This is a genomic window from Rhodococcus sp. ARC_M5, from assembly GCF_022810405.1.
In the GTDB taxonomy this organism is placed as follows: Bacteria; Actinomycetota; Actinomycetes; order Mycobacteriales; family Mycobacteriaceae; genus Rhodococcoides; species Rhodococcoides navarretei.
On record NZ_JALGQE010000001.1, the window covers coordinates 1 to 24,193 of the forward strand.

General features: G+C 66.0%; 22 protein-coding genes. 4 read left to right on the forward strand and 18 right to left on the reverse strand.

Annotation, left to right across the window (positions count from 1 at the left end):
- Nucleotides 1-161: 161 nt before the first annotated feature.
- The gene (locus MTX34_RS00010) at nt 162-1,133 is read right to left on the reverse strand and encodes a DoxX family protein (protein ID WP_243608029.1); all 972 of its coding nucleotides are present in this window, start codon (nt 1,131-1,133) and stop codon (nt 162-164) included.
- Between the two features lie 93 nt (nt 1,134-1,226).
- Between MTX34_RS00010 and MTX34_RS00015 the strand changes: the two genes are divergently transcribed.
- Nucleotides 1,227-2,375, forward strand: coding sequence for a sorbosone dehydrogenase family protein (locus MTX34_RS00015; RefSeq protein ID WP_243608030.1), 1,149 nt, complete (start codon nt 1,227-1,229; stop codon nt 2,373-2,375).
- 57 nt (nt 2,376-2,432) lie between these two features.
- Here MTX34_RS00015 and gatB read toward each other — a convergent pair whose 3' ends face one another.
- From gatB to MTX34_RS00035, 4 genes are all read right to left on the reverse strand, one after another.
- A complete protein-coding gene (gatB, locus tag MTX34_RS00020; protein WP_243608031.1) occupies nt 2,433-3,944 on the reverse strand; it encodes an Asp-tRNA(Asn)/Glu-tRNA(Gln) amidotransferase subunit GatB in 1,512 nt (503 codons plus the stop codon).
- A gap of 149 nt (nt 3,945-4,093) precedes the next feature.
- Nucleotides 4,094-5,125: an ATP-dependent 6-phosphofructokinase gene (locus MTX34_RS00025; RefSeq protein WP_243593429.1), complete on the reverse strand. Its 1,032-nt coding sequence runs from the start codon at nt 5,123-5,125 to the stop codon at nt 4,094-4,096.
- 101 nt (nt 5,126-5,226) lie between these two features.
- On the reverse strand, nt 5,227-5,889 hold the full coding sequence (locus MTX34_RS00030; RefSeq protein ID WP_243608032.1) for a response regulator transcription factor: 663 nt from the start codon (nt 5,887-5,889) through the stop codon (nt 5,227-5,229).
- 10 nt (nt 5,890-5,899) lie between these two features.
- Nucleotides 5,900-7,138: a sensor histidine kinase gene (locus tag MTX34_RS00035; protein WP_374638791.1), complete on the reverse strand. Its 1,239-nt coding sequence runs from the start codon at nt 7,136-7,138 to the stop codon at nt 5,900-5,902.
- A 165-nt stretch (nt 7,139-7,303) separates the two neighbouring features.
- Between MTX34_RS00035 and MTX34_RS00040 the strand changes: the two genes are divergently transcribed.
- Both MTX34_RS00040 and MTX34_RS00045 read left to right on the forward strand, forming a co-directional pair.
- Entirely contained in the window at nt 7,304-7,960 is a 657-nt protein-coding gene (locus tag MTX34_RS00040; protein WP_243608033.1) for a hypothetical protein, read from the forward strand.
- On the forward strand, nt 7,957-9,366 hold the full coding sequence (locus MTX34_RS00045; protein ID WP_243608034.1) for an alpha/beta-hydrolase family protein: 1,410 nt from the start codon (nt 7,957-7,959) through the stop codon (nt 9,364-9,366). The genes MTX34_RS00040 and MTX34_RS00045 overlap by 4 nt, the downstream gene beginning before the upstream one ends.
- Before the next feature lie 15 nt (nt 9,367-9,381).
- Here MTX34_RS00045 and MTX34_RS00050 read toward each other — a convergent pair whose 3' ends face one another.
- Genes MTX34_RS00050 through gatC form a run of 3 tightly spaced genes read right to left on the reverse strand, consistent with a single transcriptional unit; the run spans nt 9,382 to nt 12,239 of the window.
- On the reverse strand, nt 9,382-10,464 hold the full coding sequence (locus tag MTX34_RS00050) for an esterase family protein (RefSeq protein WP_243608035.1): 1,083 nt from the start codon (nt 10,462-10,464) through the stop codon (nt 9,382-9,384).
- A 6-nt stretch (nt 10,465-10,470) separates the two neighbouring features.
- A complete protein-coding gene (gatA, locus tag MTX34_RS00055; RefSeq protein WP_243608036.1) occupies nt 10,471-11,943 on the reverse strand; it encodes an Asp-tRNA(Asn)/Glu-tRNA(Gln) amidotransferase subunit GatA in 1,473 nt (490 codons plus the stop codon).
- Nucleotides 11,940-12,239: an Asp-tRNA(Asn)/Glu-tRNA(Gln) amidotransferase subunit GatC gene (gene gatC, locus MTX34_RS00060; RefSeq protein ID WP_243593435.1), complete on the reverse strand. Its 300-nt coding sequence runs from the start codon at nt 12,237-12,239 to the stop codon at nt 11,940-11,942. Before gatC ends, gatA begins: the two co-directional genes overlap by 4 nt.
- Before the next feature lie 279 nt (nt 12,240-12,518).
- Here gatC and MTX34_RS00065 point away from each other — a divergent pair, with 279 nt between their 5' ends.
- Nucleotides 12,519-13,169 (forward strand): amino acid-binding protein, encoded by a 651-nt coding sequence (locus MTX34_RS00065; protein WP_243608037.1) that lies wholly within the window; start codon nt 12,519-12,521, stop codon nt 13,167-13,169.
- Nucleotides 13,170-13,184: 15 nt separating this feature from the next.
- Here MTX34_RS00065 and ligA read toward each other — a convergent pair whose 3' ends face one another.
- The 10 genes from ligA to MTX34_RS00115 form a co-directional block, all read right to left on the reverse strand.
- On the reverse strand, nt 13,185-15,329 hold the full coding sequence (gene ligA, locus MTX34_RS00070) for an NAD-dependent DNA ligase LigA (RefSeq protein ID WP_374638792.1): 2,145 nt from the start codon (nt 15,327-15,329) through the stop codon (nt 13,185-13,187).
- A gap of 41 nt (nt 15,330-15,370) precedes the next feature.
- A complete protein-coding gene (locus MTX34_RS00075) occupies nt 15,371-15,553 on the reverse strand; it encodes a hypothetical protein (protein WP_243608038.1) in 183 nt (60 codons plus the stop codon).
- A gap of 66 nt (nt 15,554-15,619) precedes the next feature.
- Entirely contained in the window at nt 15,620-16,807 is a 1,188-nt protein-coding gene (locus tag MTX34_RS00080; protein ID WP_243608039.1) for a diguanylate cyclase, read from the reverse strand.
- A 133-nt stretch (nt 16,808-16,940) separates the two neighbouring features.
- Complete coding sequence (locus MTX34_RS00085) at nt 16,941-17,960, reverse strand: methionine synthase (protein WP_243608040.1); 1,020 nt, start codon at nt 17,958-17,960, stop codon at nt 16,941-16,943.
- Nucleotides 17,957-19,045: a tRNA 2-thiouridine(34) synthase MnmA gene (gene mnmA, locus MTX34_RS00090; RefSeq protein ID WP_243593440.1), complete on the reverse strand. Its 1,089-nt coding sequence runs from the start codon at nt 19,043-19,045 to the stop codon at nt 17,957-17,959. The genes MTX34_RS00085 and mnmA overlap by 4 nt, the downstream gene beginning before the upstream one ends.
- Nucleotides 19,045-20,283, reverse strand: a complete 1,239-nt coding sequence (locus MTX34_RS00095; RefSeq protein WP_243608041.1) for a cysteine desulfurase family protein — start codon at nt 20,281-20,283, stop codon at nt 19,045-19,047. The genes mnmA and MTX34_RS00095 overlap by 1 nt, the downstream gene beginning before the upstream one ends.
- An 82-nt stretch (nt 20,284-20,365) precedes the next feature.
- A complete protein-coding gene (locus tag MTX34_RS00100; RefSeq protein ID WP_243608042.1) occupies nt 20,366-21,295 on the reverse strand; it encodes a 1-acyl-sn-glycerol-3-phosphate acyltransferase in 930 nt (309 codons plus the stop codon).
- On the reverse strand, nt 21,292-22,110 hold the full coding sequence (locus MTX34_RS00105) for a GNAT family N-acetyltransferase (protein WP_243608043.1): 819 nt from the start codon (nt 22,108-22,110) through the stop codon (nt 21,292-21,294). The genes MTX34_RS00100 and MTX34_RS00105 overlap by 4 nt, the downstream gene beginning before the upstream one ends.
- Before the next feature lie 147 nt (nt 22,111-22,257).
- On the reverse strand, nt 22,258-23,214 hold the full coding sequence (locus tag MTX34_RS00110) for an electron transfer flavoprotein subunit alpha/FixB family protein (protein WP_243608044.1): 957 nt from the start codon (nt 23,212-23,214) through the stop codon (nt 22,258-22,260).
- Between the two features lie 42 nt (nt 23,215-23,256).
- Nucleotides 23,257-24,057 carry an electron transfer flavoprotein subunit beta/FixA family protein gene (locus tag MTX34_RS00115; RefSeq protein WP_243593445.1) on the reverse strand — a complete coding sequence of 267 codons (801 nt, stop codon included), beginning with the start codon at nt 24,055-24,057 and terminating at the stop codon, nt 23,257-23,259.
- Between the last annotated feature and the right edge of the window lie 136 nt (nt 24,058-24,193).

Consider the following 24,193-nt stretch of genomic DNA (forward strand, 5'->3'; position numbering starts at 1 on the left):
CGAACGGCTCGACGAGGTCGCCGCGCTACTGAACAACCGCCCCAGAAAAACCCTGGGATGGGATACTCCCCTCGAGGAGTACAACAAACGACTGCTCGTTGCGACGACCACGTGAACCCGTCACGAACTTCCGCTCACCTGGGTTGTACCGGTGTTCGAGGTCAGCGGACGACGGGGTTGGCCCCGTTCAGGAAGATCCAGATGCACACGCCTGCTGCGATGCCGATAGCGAGCGCCAGGAACGAGCCGATCCGCGGTCGGGTTGCCCATCCGCGACGTCCGTCGAACGAGATGCGTCCCGGGCCGGTGAGGATCAGCGCGGCTGCGGCGAATCCGAGAACCGTCTCGTATTCGACGCCGCCGGTGCCGGAGAACTGCAATCCTGGCTCGACGGCCTGCTTGAAGCACCACGCGTTGATGATCGTCGCCAGTACAGCCGCGCCGGCAAGCGGAGTTGCCAGGCCAAGAATCAGCAGCGCGCCGCCGAGGGTTTCGCCTGCTGCGGCCGCGATCGCGAGGATCTCCGAATAGCGGAATCCCGAATCCTCCAGCAGGTTCTGAAATCCGTCGAGACCGGGGCCGTTCCACAAGCCGACGAGCTTCTGCAGGCCGTGGCCGAGAAAGACCGCACCGATTGCCACGCGAAGTACGAACAGGCCCAGATCGGTGGTGCCGCGGCGCGCGGGAACCTCGACGGTCTCGGTGCGAATTTCGGGCTCGGGGGCGACGGCGGCCGCAGTTGCGCCACCTGCGGACGTACCGAGGTACTCGGTGGAGCGATCGGAGTACGCATTCGACGACGTACTGTCCGAGGCAGACCGGCGTTCGGTCGGCGCGTCGGCGAAGGCCGACGGGCGATAGGTCTGCATCTTCTCCGTGGGCTGCGCATCGGCCGAGCGTGCGTCGGACGACGAGTTCGGAAAGTCGAGTTCGTCGTCGGTTCGAGGCAGCCGGTCCGAGCGCTGAGCGCCGAACGCCGTGGTCGGTGTACCGGAGGTATCGGTGCTGTCGGACGCGGACGTCTCGGAGGTGGAGCGCGAGGGAGGAATTTTCTCCGTGGGATTGTCGTACGGGCTCTCGGCCGGTTCGTACGACGTATCCGGCCGGTTGGGGTCGCGCGGTGTATCGGTCACCTCTCCACACTAGAGCCGATGTGCCCTCCACACCGACGTCGACGCTCACGGCCGCGTGGCGAGTCTTCCCGGACGTTCCGTACCGTTCGAAGCATGAAGCCGGTCGGAGCGTCGCCACGAACTGCAACCGCTGCTGTCGTCGCCCTGTCGATGACCGCTGCCCTGCTCGCCGGGTGCGCCCGTTTCGACGACTCGAATTCATCACCCTTCACTCCTGCGCCCGAGGTGGGCGCGGCCGAGCTAGAGCCGACGACGCCCAGCGAGACGACGCCGCCGGCCGATCCCAACTCACCGCCCCCGCCATCCGGTCCGTGTGTCGACCCCGATCCGGCGGTCATCGCGACCTGCCTGGACACCACGGGCGGGCTCGTCGCACTCCCCGACGGTCAGGCGGCTCTGGTTGCCGAGCGTCGCACCGGTCGCATCATGGAGGTCGCGGCAAACCGGACACCCGTCGAAGTGGCACGCATCGACGTGGACGGCACCGGCGACGGTGGCCTTCTCGACATCGCACTGTCTCCGACGTACATCGAGGACGGGTTGCTCTACGCCCTCATCACCACGTCCTCGGACACCAGGGTGGTCCGACTCGCCCAGGGCGATGTCCCGAAGGACATCCTGACCGGTATTCCCCGCGGCGCAACGGGCAATCGCGGGGCGATCGACTTCTACACTCCCAACGAACTACTGGTACTGACCGGCGACAACGGTGATCCGGCTGCGGCTGCAAGCCCGAACTCCCTGTCCGGCAAGTTGTTACGGGTGACCTCGCTGTCCCCGACACCGAGTCCCCCGCGGCCGCAGATCGCACTCAGCGGTATCGGCACGGCGGGCGACGTCTGCACCGACGGCACCGGGAACATCTACGTCACCGACCGCACCGCACTCGAGGATCGCCTGCAGCGCATCGACACACTCGGTGCGGTGTTCTCCCCGGTATGGACATGGCCCGACCGTCCAGGTGTCGCAGGTTGTGCAGCGGGCGAGGGCGGCGTCGCGGTTGCGCTCACGACAGCCAGAGCTGTTGCGGCACTGACGACGGACCCCAACACCGGCGCGGTATCGGCCGAACCGACATTGCTGATCCAGGACGAGTACGGGCAGCTCGGCGGAGCGACGAGCTCAGCCGACGGACAGATCCTGGTGGGCACCGTCAACAAGACCGGACCCACACCCGGACCCACCGATGACCGCGTCGTCAAGGTGCCGTTCCCCGGTGGCGGCGGAGGCGGCTTCGACTGACCCGGACACGACTGCGGCCGAACGCGTATCACGTTCGGCCGCAGTCGATATGGAAGGTCAGGACTGGCCGCAGGCCGCGAGGACCAACTCCTTGACGCGAGCCGCATCGGCCTGGCCGCGTGTTGCCTTCATCACCGCACCGACGATGGCACCGGCTGCCTGAACCTTGCCGCTGCGGATCTTCTCGACAACACCGGGATTGGCGGCCAGGGCCTCGTCGACAGCGGCCTGCAATTTCGTGTCGTCCTTCTCCAGCACCAGGTTTCGCGCAGACATCACCTGCGCCGGCTCACCCTCTCCCGCCAGTACCCCGTCCACCACCTGACGAGCACCGTTGTTGTTGAGCTTGCCGTCCGCAACCAGCGCGGCCACCTCGGCGACCTGGGCCGGAGTGATGGCCAGATCGGTCAGCTCGACACCGGCGATGTTGGCCTGCTGAGCCAGGTACGACACCCACCACGACCGCGCGGCCTGCGCCGACGCACCGGCCTCGACCGTAGCCGAGACGAGCTCGAGCGCACCGGAATTGACGAGGTCGCGCATCTCCTCGTCCGAGACACCCCACTCCTTCTGAATCCGACCGCGGCGCAACCACGGCAGCTCGGGCAACGTCGCCCGGAGCTCCTCGATCCACGCCGCGTCGGGAGCGACAGGTGCCAGGTCGGGCTCGGGGAAGTAGCGGTAGTCCTCGGCGGTCTCCTTCTTGCGGCCCGCGGTGGTGGTGCCGTCGGACTCCTGGAAGTGCCGGGTCTCCTGCGTCACCTCGCCGCCCGATTCGAGCACCGCTGCCTGACGCCGCATCTCGTACCGAACGGCAACCTCGACGCTCTTGAGCGAGTTGACGTTCTTCGTCTCGGTGCGCGTGCCGAATTCGGTTGCCGTCTTCTCCATCAGCGACACGTTGGCGTCGCAACGCAACGAACCCTGGTCCATTCGCACGTCGGACACGTTCAGTGACTTCAACAGGTCACGCAACGCGGTGACGTATGCACGGGCGACCTCGGGCGCGCGCGCACCGGTTCCCGTGATGGTCTTGGTCACGATCTCCACCAACGGCACACCGGCACGGTTGTAATCGAGCAGCGAATGCGACGCCCCCTCGATGCGGCCAGTCGCCCCACCGACGTGCGTCGACTTACCGGTGTCCTCCTCCATGTGCGCCCGTTCGATCTCGACGCGGAACGTACTGCCGTCGTCGAGCAGAACGTCGAGGTAGCCCCCGGTCGCAATCGGCTCGTCGTACTGGGAGATCTGATAGTTCTTCGGCTGATCCGGGTAGAAGTAGTTCTTACGAGCGAACCGCCCCCACGGAGTGATCGAGCAGTTGAGCGCCAGCCCGATCCGAATCGCCGACTCCACCGCGGCGGAATTGACCACCGGAAGCGCGCCGGGGAGGCTCAGGCACACGGGGCACACCTGCGTGTTCGGCTCCGCACCGAACTCGGTGGGGCAGCCACAGAACATCTTGGTCGCCGTACCCAACTCCACGTGGACCTCCATGCCCAACACGGGGTCGAACTTGGCGAGCACATCGTCGTAATCGATCAAATCGACGGTTGCAGCAGTCATGCACGCAAGTTTATGTCCTACCTACTGTCGGTCGTTCCCGCAGGCTCCACTCCGGCAGGAAAGCGCCAGTGATCATGCGTGTTCGCTACCGTGCACGGGTGACTCCCCGGAGAAGCAGACGCTGCCCCGACCGCGCTGATGACACCGGTTCAGCCGAAGAACGCGGCGGCGTCGTCGTATCGGGTCTGCGGTACCCGCTTGAGTTGCTTGGTGGCCTCGGCCAAGGACACCAGGCCGATTTCGGTTCCGCGCAGCGAGACCATCTTGCCGAAGTCCCCCGAATGGGCTGCATCGGTCGCGTTGACGCCGAATCGTGTTGCGAGAACGCGGTCGTACGGCGTCGGCGTTCCACCTCGCTGGACGTGGCCGAGGACCGTGGTGCGAACTTCCTTGTTGATGCGGCGCTCGATCTCGACGCCGAGCTGGTGGGCAACCCCGGTGAATCGAACGTGCCCGAACTCGTCGATACCGCCGTCGAGTAGCTCCATCGAGCCCTCGAGCGGCTTGGCCCCCTCGGCAACGACGCAGATGAAGTGCGAGTCTCCTCGCTGAAAGCGCTTGCGCACCAACGTGCAGACTTCTTCGACGTCGAACGGTTGCTCCGGGATCAGCGTCATGTGCGAACCCGACGCCAGGCCGGCGTGCAGAGCGATCCACCCGGCGTGCCGACCCATCACCTCGACGAGCATCACGCGCTGATGGGATTCCGCGGTGCTGTGCAAGCGGTCGATCGCATCGGTGGCGATCGTCAGTGCCGTGTCGAAGCCGAATGTGACGTCGGTGCAGTCGATGTCGTTGTCGATCGTCTTGGGCACACCGACCACCGGCACCCCCTCCTCCGACAACCATGCGGCAGCAGTGAGGGTTCCTTCGCCGCCGATCGGGATCAACACATCGATGCCGTTGTCCTCGAGTGTCTGCTTGACCCGATCGAGCCCGGCGCGCAACACATCCGGATTGGTGCGCGCGGTGCCGAGCATCGTGCCGCCCTTGGTGAGCAGTCGATCGTTGCGGTCGTCGTTACGCAGCTGCACCCGACGGTCTTCGAGAAGCCCGCGCCATCCGTCCTGGAAACCGACGACAGAGGAGCCGTACCGAGCGTCCGCGGTGCGGACGACTGCGCGAATCACCGCATTCAGCCCTGGGCAATCGCCGCCTCCGGTCAGAACTCCGATGCGCATCGGTTGTCGCCTCTCTGCTCGCAGGTCCGTGAAGCGGACCCAGTGACGGACGTCAGCCTAATCGGGCGTGGGATGCTGCGCGCGTCGGTACCGTTCGGCCCTCACTTCGGTGTGACGACGCCGGTCTCGTAGGCAAGCACGACGGCCTGGGCGCGGTCGCGCAATCCGAGCTTTGCGAGAACCTTGCCGACGTGCGTTTTCACGGTCTGTTCGGCGAGAAACAGCGAGGCCGCAATCTCCGAATTCGACATACCGGTGGCGATGAGTTCGAGAACCTCGCGTTCCCGCGGAGTCAGATCGCTCAGCCGCGGCGACGCGTGTCGCCGCGATCCCCGCCGGGAGGTGACGTCGGCGATGAGCCGTCTCGTCACCGAGGGGGCCAGCAACGCCTCGCCGGCGGCAACGACCCGAACACCGCGAATCAACTCCTCGGCCGGGGCATCCTTGAGCAGAAAACCACTCGCACCGAGAGCCAGCGCCTCGTAGACGTAGTCATCGATGTCGAACGTGGTCAGCATCAGAATGCGTACCGGCGACGGAAGCGATGCGGTGAGAATCGCGCGAGCAGCATCGAGACCGTTCATCTCGGGCATTCTCACGTCCATCAGCACCACGTCGGGCAACAGCCGGGAGACCTCCCGGACCGCCGTTCTGCCGTTGTCGGCGTCTCCGACGACGGAAATGTCGGCCTGAGCGCCGAGGAGCGCACCGAAACCCTGCCGCACCATTGCCTGGTCGTCGGCGATGAACACCGTGGTAGCCACGGGCAACAGCCTAGGCGAGATCGTTCCGAACAACCGATGCAGTCGATATCGGCATGCCGTTCGGAACGTGCACCGCTACCTCGAACCCGCCGTCGGGCAGCGCGGTGGCATGCAGCCAGCCGTGTGCGGCGCGCGCACGATCGCGCATGCCCGCTATCCCGTGCCCACCGGTGTCGGATCCGGCGGTGCGTCCGACACTCGTGTTCGGTGACGGCGCATTGACCACCGTCATGACGACGGTGCTCGGCCCGACGGTGATGTCGACGGTCACTGCGGCTTCGGGGGCGTGGCGGGCAGCATTCGACAACGACTCCTGCAGAATGCGATACAGCGCCAAACCCGTTGTGTCGGCGATGGATTCGACCGCACCGGTGACCGTCCAGCGCACCTCCATACCTGCCTTGCGACTCGCCTCCAGGGTACGTTCGAGGTCCAGTGCATTCGGTGCCGGCGCATCCTGCCACTGCTGTCCGTCGCTGCGCAGGACCCCCAGCATTCCCCGGATCTCGTTGAGCGCTTCCCGTGCGGTAGCTCCGATCGACTCGAATTCCTGTGCTGCGGCAACAGATACGTCATCGAGCCGATACGGCGCACTCTGCGCCTGCACGACGACCATCGACATGTGGTGAGCAACAACGTCGTGCAGATCGCGGGCGATCTTGGCCTTCTCCTCGAGAACGGTGCGTCGGGTGCGCTCGAGTTCACTGACTTCCTCTTGCTGCGCGAGCTGCCTGCGGGAGAGAACGAGCCAGCGGATCAACAGTCCGAACACCACGACTGCGGTCAGACCCACCGACCAGCCGACGCCGTCCGAGCCCGGCATGTAGGCGAAGAACACGAGCATGCTGGCCGACCAGGCCAGGAGAAGCAGCGACGCAGGTGACCTCAGAGCGACGGCGAACAACAACGACAGCAGAACGAGAATGTGCACTACCTGCCAGGGATAGTCGTAGCCCGCAACGCGATCGAATGCCACCGGAATCACCAGCGCGGACAGCGCCGAGACCGCCCACCCCAGTGCGGGATTGATGCGGATCAACGCGAACGGAAACGCGGCGAGCGCGCCGACGATCGGCAGCAACGGTCCCGAAACATCATGTGTCAACGGCAATGTCGGCCACGAGATCGAATACAGCACCGCCGTGACCGTGACGATCAGTACGTCGATCGAGCGGAAGCCGGCAATGCGAGTCGGCACTCGACGCCGCACGACTCCGGTGCCGGGTTCTGTCGCTCTGTTCTTACGCACGGACCGAGCTTAAGGAGTGTGAGCCGACCAGGTCGTCATACCTGAGTATCGGTTCGGTCCACTACCCAGGTACCGGGTCGCGCTCCGAACGCCCTCCACGGGCGCTGCAGAACGAGACCTGGGTCCGATGTTCGACGGGTACGTCGCTCCTTAGCGTCGAACACCATGAGCAGCAACACTTCTCGTAACTTCGCGTTCCTGGCGGCAGCGATCGTGGCGGTCACGTCCACGACCGGCGCAGCATCGACACCGCCGGCTGCAGACTCGACTTCACCGGTTGCGGTGTCACTGCACGCACTGATCACCGAGTCGCCGGACACCGCCGTCCTGAGCATTCCCGACGATTTCACGTCGGTGATGGGGTACCGGCCTCGGGTGCAGGACGGCATCGCGGAGAACCCGCGCGGAGGCTGTTCGTCGCCCGTCCCCCTGCCGTCGGAATTCGATTCCGCATGCAAGGCCCACGATCTGGGTTACGACCTCATTCGGTACGCCGCTGCCACGGGAGCAACAGTGGACCCGCAGTGGCGCAGGTCGGTCGACGCCCAGCTCGAGACGCGCATGCACGCCGCCTGCGTGGACCGGGCCGACGACGGATCCCGTCGAGTATGCGACGCCGCCGCATCGGTGGCGTCAACCGCCGTCGACGTCAATTCCTGGCGACAGTCCTTCGGAGCACCGATGGCCGAACCCATGTTGCCGTTCGTGTCGGGCAGCGCAGGCATCGCGCTGATTGCGCTGTCGGTGACCGCAACCGGCCGGTATGTGCACCGACGCGCACTGTCGGCCGAACTGATGCCCGAGCCGGCGGTTCACGCATGATCGGCTCGATTGCCGGAGTCGCCGCAGTCGGCAGGCGAAGCGGTGCACGGACAGTCGACACTGCATCTTGGCCGTCGACTGGCAGCCGAGTTCCTCGAATCGGAACCTCCGTTGCACTCACCGCTGCGGTGATGGTGTCGTCCGCTCCTTCGCTGCTCCCACGGCCGGCCGCCACCCAAGCCGTGTTGACCGGTGTCCTGATGGCGAGTGCACTCGCCGTGATGTGGTCGGCCCGGCGCGCGCTCGGCTCACGGAAGCCCGATCGGGTGCGCCTGCGGGCCTGGGCGGCGGGTGCCGGGACACTGACGGCGATCGCGTCGTCGGTCGCGAATCTTCGGTGGCAGAACCGACTACGAGCCGCCATGGATTTCGACACGGTCGAGTGGCGGTACGCACTGGACGTCGCTGCAGGGGCGATCTGTGTTGCGCTGCTTCTCTGCGGACTGGGCCGTGCGGCCACAAGAATCGGCGGTGCACTCGGCGGTGATCGATCGGTGATCCTGATTGCGATCGCCGGTCTCATGGCGTACTTCGTTGCCGCACCAGCCGTCTGGTCTGCGATGTCGACCTCGTTCTCTGCCTCTAATTCGGCGCTCGACGATGCCGTGACCACTCCGAGCTCGACAACGAGGTCCGGGGCACCGGATTCGCTCGTCCCGTGGCGCACCCTCGGCAGAGAGGGCCGGAAGTTCGTCTCCGGTGGTCTCGACCTCGAGACAGTACGCACCTACGTGGGGCTCGATTCGGCACCCACGCTCGATCGGCGGGTCGCATTGGCCGTCGCGGACATGGATCGCGCCGGTGCCTTCGAGCGCAGCGTCGTGGTCGTCGCGATACCGACCGGATCGGGGTGGGTGGACGAGAACGCTGTCATCGGAGCCGAGAGCAGGTTCGGCGGCGATGTCGCCACGGTGGCGGTGCAGTACTCGAACAAGCCCAGTTGGGCGACGTTCCTGTTCGCCGAGGACGACGCGCGCCGCTCCGCGAACGCAATGGTTCGTGCGGTCGCTGCGCGAGCGGCGTCGGAATCGACACCGCCCGACGTGATCGTCTACGGCCAGAGTTTGGGTGCGGTGGCGGGAAGCGACGCGTACGTGTCGCTCGAGCGCAGCGATCCCAGCGTCTGCGGTGCCGTCTGGGCAGGTCCACCCGCCGGAGCCGTGAACGCGGAGGGCTCAACGGTAGTGGCCAATTCCTCCGATCCCGTCGTTCGCTGGTCCGCCGAGCTGCTGTGGTCACCGCCGCACACGTCGATCACCCGACCCGACGCACCGACGCCGATGTGGCTTCCGATCGTCGGCTTCGTCCAGACGTCCGTAGATCTCGCAGCAGCACTCGACGTCGACCCTGGTCACGGCCATCGGTACGGAACCGACCAAGGTACGAGCATGCCACGGTGTCGGTGACGACACGTCCGGGCGTCAGTCGAGCAGCCCCAATCGTCCACCGAGCCAATCCATTTCCTGCTCCAGCGCCGGGGCCCACACCTGCATCGAGTGCCCTCCGGGCAACTCGCTGTAGTGCACGTCGAGACCTGCAGCCTGTGCTGCAGAGAAGGCCCGCTCGGTTTGCGGTCGGAACTCCTCGTCGTTGGCACCGACTACGAAAGCACCGGCCGAATCGGGAAAGCTGATGCGCGAGAGAACGTCCAGCGGCGTCGCGCGCTCGAAACGCGCCTCGTTCGCCGGGGTGTCCGCGCCGAATGCCGCTGCGACGGACTCGCTTCTCGTGCCCCGGCGTTGCTCGTCCTCGCCTGAGATGTCGAGAAAGGTGGGATACACCGAGGGCGCAGTCACCGCCAGCTGCAACGCACACGTTCCCCCGTAGGAGTACCCGCCCACCGCCCAGGCTCGCGGATCGGTGGACACCCGAAGATTCGACCGAATCCAGTGCGGCACATCAACGGACAGGTACGTAGCGGCATTTCCGAGGTCCGAATCCATGCACATCGGATTTGCCTCGGTGTCACCCAGGCCGTCGGCCACCACGACGATCGGGGCCGCGCCGCCGTGACGTGCAGCGAAGGCGTCCATCGTCTGGGCCAGACGACCACCCTCGATCCAGTCGACGACATGGCCGGGTTGGCCGGTGAGAAGCACCAGCACAGGTAGGTCGCTCGCTCCGGCGTCGTACGACGCCGGAAGGTAGACGGTCGCGGGCCGCGCGGCGAAATGCGACACCGTGCCGGGCACGTCCACATCCATCAACGTGCCGATGCCCTCGGTCTGGACTGCCGGTCGATGGCCCAGCGCCACGGCCACCGTCGGGTATCGAGTGACGGTCAGATTGGTGAACACCGTCGCCGCGACCAGAAGCGACGCCACGAGACCGAGTGCACTCAGCGGGCCGAACACCGTTCCCAGTGCACGGCCCCGCCTGACCCGCAGTACGACAGCGACGAGCAGCACAGCCGTGACGACAGCGGTTGCAGTCAACGCGACCGCGGGCACTGCACCGGACAGCAGGGGCAGATGAGCCAGATCGACGGCCCACCGATGCAGCACCTCGAACTACCTCAGAGCGCCGCGAGCGGTCTCGTACGCGGCACCGACACGGTAGAGCCGCTCGTCTGCGAACGCCGGGGCCATGATCTGAAGGCCCACCGGTAGCCCGTCCTCGGACGCGAGGCCCGACGGCACCGACATCGCGCAGTGGCCCGCGAGGTTCGTCGGCAGCGTGCACAGGTCGTTGAGATACATCGCCATCGGATCGTCGACCTTGTCGCCCAACGGGAACGCCGTCGTCGGGGTCGTCGGCGACACCAGCACGTCGACCTTCTCGTATGCGGCATCGAAGTCGCGTGCGATCAACGTGCGCACCTTCAGGGCCGAACCGTAGTAGGCGTCGTAGTAGCCCGCCGAGAGTGCGTACGTTCCGATCATGATGCGGCGCTTGACCTCCGGTCCGAACCCCTGCGCGCGCGTGGTGGCCATGACCTGCTCGGCGCTGTGCTTGCCGTCGTCACCCGCGCGCAGTCCGTACCGCATGCCGTCGAACCGAGCCAGGTTGGACGACACCTCCGACGGAAGAATCAAGTAGTAGGCGGCCAACGCATGCACGAAGTTGGGACACGACACCTCGACCACCTCGGCACCGAGCTCGGTGAGGGTGGCCACCGCGGTGTCGAACGACGAGATGACACCGGGCTGGTACTTGTCCGAGTGCAGTTCCTTGACGACACCGACGCGAACGCCCGCCAAGTCACCGCGAGCGCCTTCTCGGGCCGCTTGCACGACCGGTCGAACCGCCGTGTCCACCGACGTGGAATCTCGCGCGTCGTACCCGGCGATGACCTCGTGCAGCAACGCGGTATCGAGCACGGTTCGACCACACGGGCCACCCTGATCGAGTGAGGACGCACAGGCGATCAGTCCGTAACGCGAGACGCTGCCGTAGGTCGGCTTGGTTCCCACGGTGCCGGTCAGGGCCGCCGGCTGACGAATCGATCCGCCGGTGTCGGTGCCGATGGCCAGAGGGGCCTGGTACGAGGCGAGCGCCGCTGCACTGCCTCCGCCCGAGCCGCCGGGAATCCGCGTGGTGTCCCAGGGGTTCTTGGTCGGTCCGTACGCCGAGTTCTCGGTCGACGAGCCCATCGCGAACTCGTCCATGTTGGTCTTGCCCAGTACCGGAATGCCCGCGGCCCGCAGCTTCGAGGTCAACGTCGAGTCGTACGGCGACATCCACCCGTCGAGAATCTTCGATCCGGCCGTCGTCGGCATGTCCGTGGTGGTGAACACGTCCTTGAGCGCGAGCGGCACGCCGGCAAGGGCCGACGCGGGTGCCTGTCCCGCAGACAGCCCGGCATCGACGTCGGTCGCCGCCGAGAGTGCCTCGACTCCCGCGACATGCAGGAATGCGTGCAAGTCACCGTCGACCTCGGAGATCCGGTCCAGATGCGCCTGGGTCACCTCGACCGCGCTGACGTCACGAGCATGAATACGGGTAGCGAGCTCGGACGCATCGAGCTTCGTCAGGTCGGTCATTCGCTCTCTCCCAAAATCTGCGGCACCGCGAAACGGCCCTCTTCGGCGTTCGGTGCACCGGACAGCGATTGCTCCGGCGTCAGGCCGGGAACGATCACGTCGGGACGCGTCACGTTGACGATGTCGCTGGGGTTGGCCGTGGGCGGAACGTCGTCCGTCGCCACCTCCGCCACTGCCTTGACGTGATGAAGAATCGAATCCAGCTGGCCGGCGAACTCGTCGAGTTCGGCATCGCCGAGAGCCAATCGCGACAGCCGGGCGAGGTGGGCGACCTCGTCGCGGGAGATGTCTGGCACCGCGTAGACCCCTTTCACACAGTAGGAGCGGAGCCTGCCGAAGCGGCCCCGTATTTGTGCAGAGCGAACCGTTCAGGTTCGCGAACGCGGTCCAGCCTAGTGCGCAGCACTACGCAGGCTTCACTCACGCCTGGCGGCTGCTCCGGGTGTCAGAATTGTCACGGCTCGCGTTGCGCGAGGTACCGGACAGGTCGAAGATGCAAGGATTGCTCGCGCCGGGGTTCACCGTGTTCCCTTCGCAGTGGCCGAAGTACGCCAGAAGTCGACAAGGGAGCTGCCATGTCCTACCTGCTCCGCGTCCAGCTACCGGACCGTCCGGGCAGCCTCGGATCGTTGGCCGTCGCGCTCGGTTCGGTCGGGGCGGACATTCTCTCGCTCGACGTCATCGAACGTGGCGACGGCTATGCCGTCGACGATCTGGTGGTCGATGTCGCGCCCGGTTCGCTTCCCGACACGCTGATCACGGCCGCCGAGAACCTCGACGACGTCCGGGTCGATTCCATTCGGCCGTACACCGGCGTGCTCGACACACACCGCGAGCTGGAATTGATCGATCGCGTCGCCGCGGCGTCCGATGACCGGCTGCAGGTGCTCGTCGACGGCGCTCCCCGCGTCCTGCGAGTGGGGTGGAGCACAGTCGTCGCCACCAACGCGCACGGCCCGTTCCGTCTCGTGGGGAGCTCAGGAGCTCCCGAGACCCACGCCGCCGAACTGCCGTGGTTCCCGTTGACAGCCCCCGCCGCCCTGGATGCCGACGAAGAGTGGGTCCCCCAGGTGTGGCGCGACATGGACACCAAGATCGCCGCTGCTCCCCTCGGCACCACCGGCACCGTGCTCATGCTGGGCAGACCGGGAGGTCCGGAATTCCGGCCGTCGGAGGTGGCCCGACTCGGATACCTCGCCGGCATCGTCGCGACTGTACTGAACTGACTCGTCCGCGCCCGATCAGTCCTGCGTGTCCGGTTCGGCCGGAGCCACCGCGTCGGGTCCCTCTGTCAACAGCAGGGTGAAACCCGCTTCGTCCAACACCGGTACGCCGAGCTCGATTGCCTTGTCGTGCTTGGAACCCGGGGCTTCGCCGACAACCACGAACGCGGTCTTCTTGGAGACCGAGCCCGCGGCCTTACCACCGCGCAGCAGAATCGCTTCCTTGGCTTCGTCGCGCGAATACGACGTCAGCGACCCGGTGACCACGATCGAGAGTCCCTCGAGGTTGCGCTCGATCGACGCGTCGCGCTCGTCCTCCATCCGCACACCGGCATTGCGCCACTTCTCGACGATGGCCCGGTGCCAGTCGACGTCGAACCACTCGGAGACAGCGGCCGCAATGGTGCCGCCTACCCCGTCCACCGCCGACAGCTCCTCGACGGACGCGGCCTCGATCCGCTCCAGGCTGCCGAATTCTCCGGCGAGGGCCCGTGCGGCGGAGGGGCCGACGTGGCGGATGGACAGGCTCACCAGCACCCGCCACAGGGGCTGATTCTTGGCGGTGGACAAGTTGTCGAGCAGTTTGCGTCCGGTGGCCGACAACGCGCCCGACTTGGTGCGGAAGATCGCCGTCTTCATCAGGTCGTCCTCGGTGAGCGAGAACAGATCGCCCTCGTCCTCGATCGCACCGGTCGCCAGAAGATCCGTCGCTGCTTCGTATCCGAGACCCTCGATATCGAATCGCTGCCGTTCGGCCACGAAGAACACCCGCTCGCGGCGTTGCGCCGGGCAGAACTGTGAATTGGGGCAGCGCAGGTCCGCGTCCCCGTCCTTGGCCGGCGCCAACGGCGTGGAGCATTCCGGACATTCGGTGGGCATGACGAACTCGGTCTCGTCACCGGTCCTGGCATCGGCGACCGGACCCAGCACCTCCGGAATGACCTCTCCCGCTTTGCGAATCGTGACGGTGTCACCGATCAGAACGCCTTTGCGTTTGACCTCCGACGCATTGTGCAGGGTTGCCAGAGACACCGTGGAACCCGCGACCAGCACCGGCGTCATGTACGCGAACGGGGTCACTCGCCCGGTTCGGCCGACGCTGACCCGAATGTCGAGCAGGGTGGTGGTGACTTCCTCGGGTGGATACTTGTACGCGATGGCCCACCGCGGCGCTCGCGACGTCGTTCCCAGCCGGCGGTGCAACGACATCTCGTCGATCTTGACCACCAGACCGTCGATCTCGTGTTCGACGTCGTGGCGGTGCTGGTCCCAGTAGTCGACCTTCTCGATGACGGCGTCGATGCCCTGCACGCGCGCAGTGTGGGTGGAGATCGGCAGACCCCACGCCTGCAGAGCCTCGTACGCATGCCATTGCGAATCGGGGGTGAAGCCGACCATCCGTCCGAAGCCGTGACAGATCATGCCCAGACGTCGTTTCGAGGTGACGGCCGGGTTCTTCTGACGAAGCGAGCCTGCCGCCGAGTTCCGTGGATTGGCGAACGGGGGTTTGCCCTCCTCGACGAGTGCCGCGTTGAGCGCCTGGAAGTCCTCCAACCGGAAGAACACCTCACCGCGCACCTCGAGCAGCTCCGGGACGGGATACTCGTCGCTGCCGGTCAAGGTATCGGGGATGTCGTCGATCGTCCGAGCGTTCAGCGTGACGTCCTCGCCGGTACGCCCATCACCTCGGGTGGCACCGCGCACCAGAGTGCCGTTCTCGTACACCAGGTTCAACGCCACGCCGTCGATCTTGACCTCGCACAGATAGTCCAGATCGGACCCTGCCTCGGTCTCGACCCGCTTGGCCCAGGCGCGAAGCTCGTCGTGATCGAACACGTTGTCCAGGCTCAGCATTCGTTCCAGATGGTCGACGGCGGTGAACTCCGTCGCGAAACCGCCGCCCACGAGTTGGGTCGGCGAGTCCGCCGTGCGCAGATCCGGGTGCGCTCGTTCGAGATCGTTCAGTTCGCGCAGCAGGGCGTCGAACTCACCGTCCGACACGACGGGCGAATCGCGTACGTAGTAACGGAACTGATGTCCACGTACTTCCTCGGCCAGCGTCTGCCACCGTTCACGGTCGGCGGAGGTGGCGGGATCGAGTTCGACTCCGGCAGCCTCGGCGGCATCGTCGGTTCCTGTAGGCAGTTCGGTCGGTTCGGGCACGTCTCGAAGATTATCCGAACCCACCGACAGGCAGGCACCGACTATCTCCCCATCAACCCCAGCAACAGCGTCGCACTGACGAGCGCCACCGCGCAGATACCGGCGGTCAGCGCAAAACCGTTCACGAAGGATTCTGCGTAGATGCCGCCCAGCATGGAGGCCATCACCGACAGCAGCACTCCGGCGGGCAATCCACGTCGTTGGGCGTCCGATAACCGATGCATCGGACGATCATCGCAGAAGCTCCGACCCGAGCGCACCGGCGCGGTGGCCGCGGGTGGTTCGGGTTCTCAGATCTCGTCGATGACCAAACTGTTGCCGCCGGACTGCTTGGACCGGTACATCGCCGCGTCCGCCGTCCGTGCTGCCCTTCCGACCACCGACTTGCCCACGTCCCACAGGGCGGAGTCCTCGCGAAGCAGTGCCATTCCCACGCTGACGGTGACGGGGATCTCGTCTCGGCGGTCGGCGAGCACCCGAACCGCGTCGAAACCGAGATCGACCATCCCCCGCGCGTCGCCGACCATCGCGACCAGGAATTCCTCGCCACCGGTTCGGGCGAGCACACCGCCCTGGTGCCGCACGAGGCGGCGCAGCCGATCGGCGACTCGAACGATCACCTCGTCGCCGCGGCTGTGCCCGAAGTTGTCGTTGACGGCCTTGAACTTGTCGATATCGACTACGAGGAAAGCCATGGACATGGTCCCTCTGTTCGCCTGTTGCCACAGATCGAGCAGTTCGCTGTCGATGCCGCGCCGGTTGTACACCCCGGTCAACGGGTCGAGCACGGACCTCTTGGCATCGTTGGACAGCGTCGTCCACGCCACCTGGGCGAACACGGGTACTCCGACGGTGGCGAGAAGGAGAACCACGGTGGCCGTTGCCACCGAAGGCCCATCGATGTACGCGACCTCACCGTTCATCACTGCCACGAACACGCGGATGCCGAACCCGATGATGAACGTCGCGGTCCACACCAGGTGCGCGACGAGCAATCGAGGGCTGAGAAAGTACGTACAGAACGCCCCGGTGACGGCGAAGAGCACCGTCCCGATCAGCGAGGCAACGGGCGCGTAGAGCAGCAGAACCGACGTGGTCAGAATGTCACCGAAGGCGAGGAATCCCACGAAGAACTTCTTGCCCGGAATCGGGCCCAACACGCACCGTGCGGCGACGAGCACCTGAATCACCAGTACGAAGAAGACCCACCCGATTGCCAGGGAGCCGCGTGGACCGAGATCGGAGAACAGCATCAGAATCGAGGTGAGCGCGTACATGAGTACCGCCGAGCCGAACACGACCCGAATGATCCCGGTCAGCGGTCGGGTCGATCGGTGGTTGATGATCCACTCGAAATCGTGCGGCGCTCGATACCAGTCGGAGGTGGCCGCGGCCAGTTTCGCTACCAGACCTCGACGGTGCCTGCCCGAACGCCGGCGGGAGGCAACCTCATCGAAATCGCGACCACCTGATGCCATTTCTCGAACTCCCACCGATTCAACAGACCCCCGACGGCCATGTGAATAGTGTCACACCTGTTCGACGCCCTAAAAGTCGTGGGCTCGAACGGAGCGAAGTCTGCGGCACAGGACGCCGACGCGCTGTGCGATCTCACAACGAATCCGGTGAATCTCCGAACGCAGCGGCCACGTCCCGGGCGAGTCCTGTTGCGCGACGGGCCCACTCCAGTGTGCTGCCGGCCAATCCGCACGTAGGAGTCACCGAAATCAGCGAGGCGAGAACAGATCTGTCGAAACCGAGGCGGTCGATCAACGTGACACCCGGCTCGGCCAGTTCGCGCCAATGGGGCGGCCGCACGGGGTCTTCGGACGGAATCAACCCGAGCATCAACGTCTTGCCGGATTGCAGCAGCTCGCCGACCCCGTCGAAGTCGCTGCGGCGCAGCGCCGTCGCGTCGACGGCGACCGCAGCGGCACGCGAACGGCGAAGCAGATCGAAGGGAACGTCGCCGTCGCAGCAATGCACCGCGACGGGAAGGTCGATCCTCTCGATCAGCGAATCGAGGAGGTCGAGAACATCCGGTTGTGGGACTGCCCGCACCGAATCGAGCCCGGTGATGCCCGTCAGGCTGCCGGCCAGAACGGCTGCGAGACTGGGCTCGTCGAGCTGAACGACGACGTCGGCTCCCAGGTGATGCGCCAACTCAGCGCAATGCAGACGCAGTCCCTCGCCGAGGGACTCCGCGAAATGCCGTAGGGCCCCGCGATCGGTGAGGGCTCGATGCCCGTGCCGAAGTTCGACCTGCGCTGCCATCGTGAACGGCCCGGCGGCCTGCACCTTGACGGTGCGGCCGCTGCCGCGCAGCCCTGACACCTCCCACAGTTCCTCGAGTACATCGAGATCCTCGGCGAGAAAATCGGCTGCGCGACGGCCGGCGAGCATCGGACGTGGCACCACGCGATAGCCGGAGGTGCGCACGTCGAGTTCGACGTCGACCATGATGGCTCCGGTGCGACCGATCATGTCCGCTCCGAGGCCGCGAGCCGGAAGCTCGACGAGGTGCGGAAGTTCGGCGAACTCGCCGACGACGACGGCTGCAGCTTCACGGATGTCCGTACCCGGCCACGAACCGATGCCGGTCGCCAGCCCTGCGAAAGCGCTCGGGGTCACTCGCGCTCGGATCGAGTGCCCGAGATGGTCGAACTGCCGATGACGATGTCTCCGTGAATGTCCTTGCGGTACAGCACCGCTGCCTGCCCCTTGGCAACACCGGTCAGCGGAGTCCGCAGCTGGATCTCCATCCCGTCGCCCGCGGCCTCGGCGACGGCCTCGGTCAGCCCGCCGTGTGCGCGAACCTGGACGACACATTCGATGGGGCCGGTCGGGGCACTGCCCTCGGTCCACACCGCGCGGTCTCCGCTGATCGCCCAGACGTCGAGCTTCTGCGCAGAACCGACCATGACGGTGCCACTCTCGGGTTCGATCGAGGTGACGTAGCGGGGGCGACCGTCGGCGGCAGGACCTTCGACGCCGAGGCCCTTGCGTTGCCCGATGGTGAAACCGTGTACACCCTCGTGGTCTGCCAGTTCGGCTCCGGTCTCGGAGTCGACGACCTTGCCCGGGCGCACACCGATGTGTGCGCCGAGGAACGCGCGCGTGTCGCCCGAGGGGATGAAGCAGATGTCGTGGCTGTCGGGCTTGTCCGCAACGGCGAGCCCACGCTCGGCTGCTTCCTCGCGGATCTCCGATTTGGGGGTGTCTCCGATGGGGAACATCGCGCGCGAGAGCTGGGCCTGATTCAGTACGGCCAAGACGTACGACTGGTCCTTGTCCGCGTCCACGGCCCGGCGTAGGACTCCGTCGTGCAATTGCGCGTAGTGCCCGGTGGCCACGGCATCGAAGCCCAGTGCCAGGGCCCGGTCCGCCAGAGCGGAGAACTTGATCTTCTCGTTGCAGCGCAGGCACGGATTGGGCGTCTCGCCTGCGGCATAGGAAGCGACGAAATCGTCGATGACGTCCTCTTTGAAGCGATCGGCGAAATCCCATACGTAGAACGGGATTCCGAGCACGTCGGCAGCTCTGCGAGCATCACCTGCGTCCTCCTTGGAGCAGCACCCGCGCGATCCGGTGCGCAGAGCGCCCGGAGCCGTCGAGAGAGCAAGGTGCACACCGACGACATCGTGGCCCTCGTCCACGGCACGGGCCGCGGCCACGGCCGAGTCGACTCCCCCGCTCATAGCAGCCAGAACACGCATCAACGATTTCCTCCTCGAGCTCCGACACCGGCAAGTCCGGCGGCACGAGCACGTTCGACGACCTGCGGCAGCGCCGCAAGCACAGTGGTGACGTCCGAATCGGACGAGCCGGCTCCCAGCGAGAACCGAAGCGATCCGCGAGCCACAGCGGGATCGCACCCGAGCGCGATCAGTACATGACTGGCGCTGGCCACGCCTGCGGTGCACGCGGAACCCGTCGAGCATTCTATGCCCGCCGCATCGAGCAGCATCAACAACGAATCGCCTTCGCAACCCGGGAAGGTGAAGTGCACGTTGCCCGCGAGTCGGTCGTCGCCTTCCGGGCCGTTGAGGATGGCGTCGGGAACGGCATCTCTGATTCCGACGATCAACCGATCGCGCAACGCTCGCAGTTCGGCACGGTGCCGAGCCGAGTTCTGCACCGTCGTTCGCAGCGCGGCTGCCATCGAAACGACGCCTGCTGTGTCCGGGGTGCCGGATCGAACTTCTCGTTCGTGTCCCCCACCGTGAAAGAGCGGAACACACGGAACCTGGCGGCCGAGCAGCAGCGCGCCGATGCCTTGGGGGCCGCCGAACTTGTGTGCGGCGATACTGAGTGCGGACAGACCGCTCTCGGCGAAATCGACGGGCAGATGCGGGACCGCCTGGACCGCATCGCTGTGCATCGGAACCCCGTATTCGGCGGCCACGGAAGCGAGCTCGGCGATCGGCATGACGGTGCCGATTTCGTTGTTGGCCCACATCACCGTGACCAGCGCGGTCTCGTCTGCATGCAAGGCCAATTCGGCGCGCAGCACATCGGCGGTGACCCGTCCCTCGGTGTCGACCGGGAGCCAGGTCACACGTGCACCTTCGTGCGCAACGAGCCACTCCACTGCATCGAGCACCGCGTGATGCTCGACCGAGCTGGCGATGATCCTGGTCAGTGCGGCATCGGAGTCCCGCCGAGCCGCGAAGATGCCCTTGACGGCGAGGTTGTCGCTCTCGGTACCGCCGGAGGTGAAGATCACCTCGGAGGGACGCGCGCCGAGGTCTGCAGCGATCGACTCGCGAGATTCCTCCACTCGACGCCGAGCGGATCGACCGGAGGTGTGCAGCGAGGACGCGTTGCCCACCGTGGCGAACACAGAGGTCATCGCCTCGATCGCGCTCGGCAGCATCGGGGTCGTCGCTGCGTGATCGAGATACACCGGTGGCCGCGGCGGGGCGGAAGCAGTCGTACTGCGCACAGAAGGCATGACAGGCTAGACGATACCCGCTGTCGTGACCGCGGACCTACCCGCGCGAGGTGGGTCCGCGGTCACTGCGATCGACGCTCGGTCAGGCCGCCGCAACCGTCGGCGACATCGGGCTGCGTTCGGCCTCGGCCATCACCCCGTGCACTGAAGGGTCGTAGACGTCCTTCCGGGGTCGTTCCGCAGGCTCCACTCCGTCGTCGCGGCGAATTGCCACCTCGCAGCGCCGCGCCAGGTCGCGTCGATCGCCGCCGGGTGCCTCCGGGGCCGTGAACTCCACCTCGGCACGTACTCCTCGGAGTCGAAAGATACGCCCGATGGACGCGCCGATCGTTTCGTCGCCCACGAAGCATGTGGCGGTGGTCTGCTCGCCGGTCCGGTCGAGGTAGCGCAGCCGAATCGGCTGCACCCAGGTCTCCGAGTCGATCGCGGCCTGCAGCAACGCCGGCCGAAGCGATCCGTATGCACGACCACACCAGGTGGTGGCCTCGGGGAAGACGACGACCGAACCACCGGCGCGGACGCGGTCGGCCACCTGATCGACGACGTCGGGGAGCTGATGCAGTCGAGCTCGATCGATCGGGAGCACCTTCATGGCGCGCGCAAGGCGGCCGAGCACCGGCCAGTCGATCAGGTCGGCACGCGCGACGAACGTCGACGGCCGAACCGCGGTGAGTACCACGACGTCGGTCCAGGAGATGTGACCGGCGACGTGCAGGGCACCCGCAGCGGTTCGGGAGCGTTCCCGCTCGGACCGGGCGTCGAGCACGGTCAGATCGATGCCGATGGCGAACAGCAGTGTGCGAGCACCGATCCGCGTCAGCGAACGGCGAACCCGTGGGAAAGGAACCCCGAGGACGACCAACACCGGCAGCAACCCGAACGCCAGCAGTGCCAGCACGACACGGAGCACGAGGACGATGCGTCCGACCGTCGGTGGGTTCTTCGGCAGACAGCCGTCGCTGCACGGCGAGGACGGCAGCCACGCGTGAGCGTGCGCGATGGACTGCGTCACCGGACACCCGACTCGAACGTTGTTGCGGCCGAGCGCAATCGGTCGAGGTAACGAGTGTTGGCCTCGTGCAGGCCGAGTAGGGCGACGAAATCTGCGACACCGAATTCGGGATCGTGTGCGGGCTCACCGCAGATGGAGGCGCCGAGTCGGAGATAGCCGTTCATCAACGGCGGCATCGACGTTCGTTGTGCGGGTTCGATGTCGACCAGATCGACGCCGTCGACGACGACCCGAGCATACGGCCGGACCCGCCGGTCGATCGGCGTAGCGTGCTTGTCCAACAGGCGGTCTCGAACACTGCGAACGTTGGCCCCGATGGGGTCCCCGGGTGCCGACTGCATGGGCACCGACACGCAGCCCATCACCCATTCGTATCCCGTCACATCGAGGTAGTGCAGAATTCCGGCCCACATCAGCCCGAGCACGGAGCCGGATCGATGATCGGGATGAACTGCCGCCCTGCCCATTTCGACGATATTCATGCCGACTGGATCGAGTGCGGAGATATCGAATTCGGTTGCGGTGTAGTACCCGCCGGCAGACACGGCGGCCTGCGGCGGCAACATGCGATAGCAGCCGACGAACGTGTCGGTCCACGTGTCTCGAACGAGCAGGTGGTCGCAGAATTCGTCGAACCGATCGGCGTCGAGGCCGTCGGTGTCGGTGGGAATGGAAAAGCCCGGCTCGGACGCGAACACCTCGTAGCGCAGACGCTGCGCCGCGAGTCGATGCTCCGGGTCGGTGGACAACACCAGCGAGTAGCGGTCGGTGGCCGGGACGATCGATGCAGTGGAGCTCATGACGGAAGTGGTCATGAGGTGTGTCTAACGAGTCAGGAAGACTACCGGGCGTCGATGGGGGAACGTGTCGGAAGAGTTTGCATGAACAAGGTTGCCCGCCTCACGGGAGAAGGCCCCCACCGTCGACGCGGTGAGGGCCTTCTCGCAGAACAGCGACTGTGGCTATCCCTTGTGCTTCTTCACTGCATCGGTCAGCTGCGGTGCGACGTTGAAGAGGTCACCGACGATGCCGTAATCGGCGATCTCGAAGATGGGCGCTTCCTCGTCCTTGTTGACCGCGACGATCGTCTTCGAGGTCTGCATGCCTGCACGGTGCTGGATGGCTCCGGAGATGCCCAGTGCCACGTACAGCTGTGGTGAGACGGTCTTGCCCGTCTGGCCCACCTGGAACTGGCCCGGGTAGTAGCCGGAGTCCACGGCAGCGCGCGAGGCACCCACTGCGGCACCCAGCGAGTCGGCGAGGTCCTCGACGACGGTGAACTTGTCGGCGCTGCCGACACCACGTCCGCCGGAGACGACGACCGATGCCTCGGTGAGCTCCGGACGGTCGCCGCCGACGATCGGATCACGCGAGGTGACCTTGACGGCCCCCTCTTCCTGCGTGGGGACCTCGACGGTTTCGCGGGTGCCCGCACCGGCCTTCGGCTCGGCCTCGACCGCTCCGGGCCGCAGCGAGATGACCGGGACATCGCCGTTGGCCTTGGCCTCGACGGTGAACGCGCCACCGAAGATGGAGTAGACGGCACTGCCGTCGCCGTTGATCGCGACGACGTCGTTGTGGTAGCCCGAGCCCAGGCGTGCTGCGAGTCGGCCCGCAACTTCCTTGCCCTCGATCGTGGCCGCGGTGATGATCGCTGCCGGCGAGACCGACTCCGCGAGGGCCGACAGCACGTCGACCTTCGGGGTGACGAGGAATCCGTCGACTGCGTCGGATTCGGCGGCGTAGATCTTCTCGGCACCGGCTTCGGTCAGCGCGTCGGCGACCTTGTCGGTGGTGCCGACCGGGCCGGTGACGACCGCGGACGGCTCACCCAGCGCGCGAGCAGCGGTGATCAGCTCGGTGCTGACCTTCTTCAGTGTTCCCTCGACGTGCTCCACGAGCACGAGTACTTCTGCCATGACTTGCTCCTCGTTTGTCTTCGATTGCTCGGTGGGGCGGGATCAGATGATCTTCTGGCCGACGAGGTAGGTGGCGATCTTGTCGCCGCCGTCGCCCTCGTCGGTGAGCCGCTCGCCTGCAGTCTTGGGAGGCTTCGGGGTGGACGAGGTGACTGTCGTGCCCGCGTTGTCGACACCGACGATGCCGTCCTCGACACCGATGTCGGCGAGTGTGATGGTCTGCACCGTCTTCTTCTTCGCGGCCATGATGCCCTTGAACGACGGGAAGCGCGGCTCGTTGATCTTCTCGGTGACGCTCACGATGGCGGGCAACGTGGCCTCGAGGCCGAAGATGCCCTCGTCGGTCTCCCGCTCGCCGCTGACCTTGCCGTCGGCGACGGTGAGCTTGCGCAGCTGCGTCAGGGCCGGGATCTGGAGGTACTCGGCGATGATCGCGGGAACGGCACCGGTACGACCGTCGGTGGCCTCGTTGCCTGCGATGATGAGATCGGCCGGCTCGTCGTTCTCGAACGCGACATTGCCCAGCGCTGCGGCCAGGGCGTATCCGGTCTGGATCGCGTCGGAGCCGTGCAGAGTGGGGTCGTTGAGGTGCACTGCGCTGTCCGCACCCATCGACAGAGCCTTGCGGATGGCGTCGGTGGCGCGATCGGGGCCTGCGGACAGGACCTTCACCTCACCGCCCTGAGCTTCCTTGATGAGCAGTGCTTCTTCGACGGCCCGCTCGTTGATCTCGTCGAGGACGGCGTCGGCAGCCTCGCGATCGAGGGTGTAGTCACCGTCGGTGAGCTTGCGCTCGGACCACGTGTCTGGAACCTGCTTGATCAAAACAACGATGTTCGTCATGGGTCTGCGTCGACCTCCTGGTCATGTTCTGCTGATCGTGAGTGTTCTAACGGTTACTGCAGTTCTACGGTCTGGGACGAGGTTACCTCACCGTAGTTACTCGTGGGTAACTTGCCTCCCTGCCTGTCCGACCATA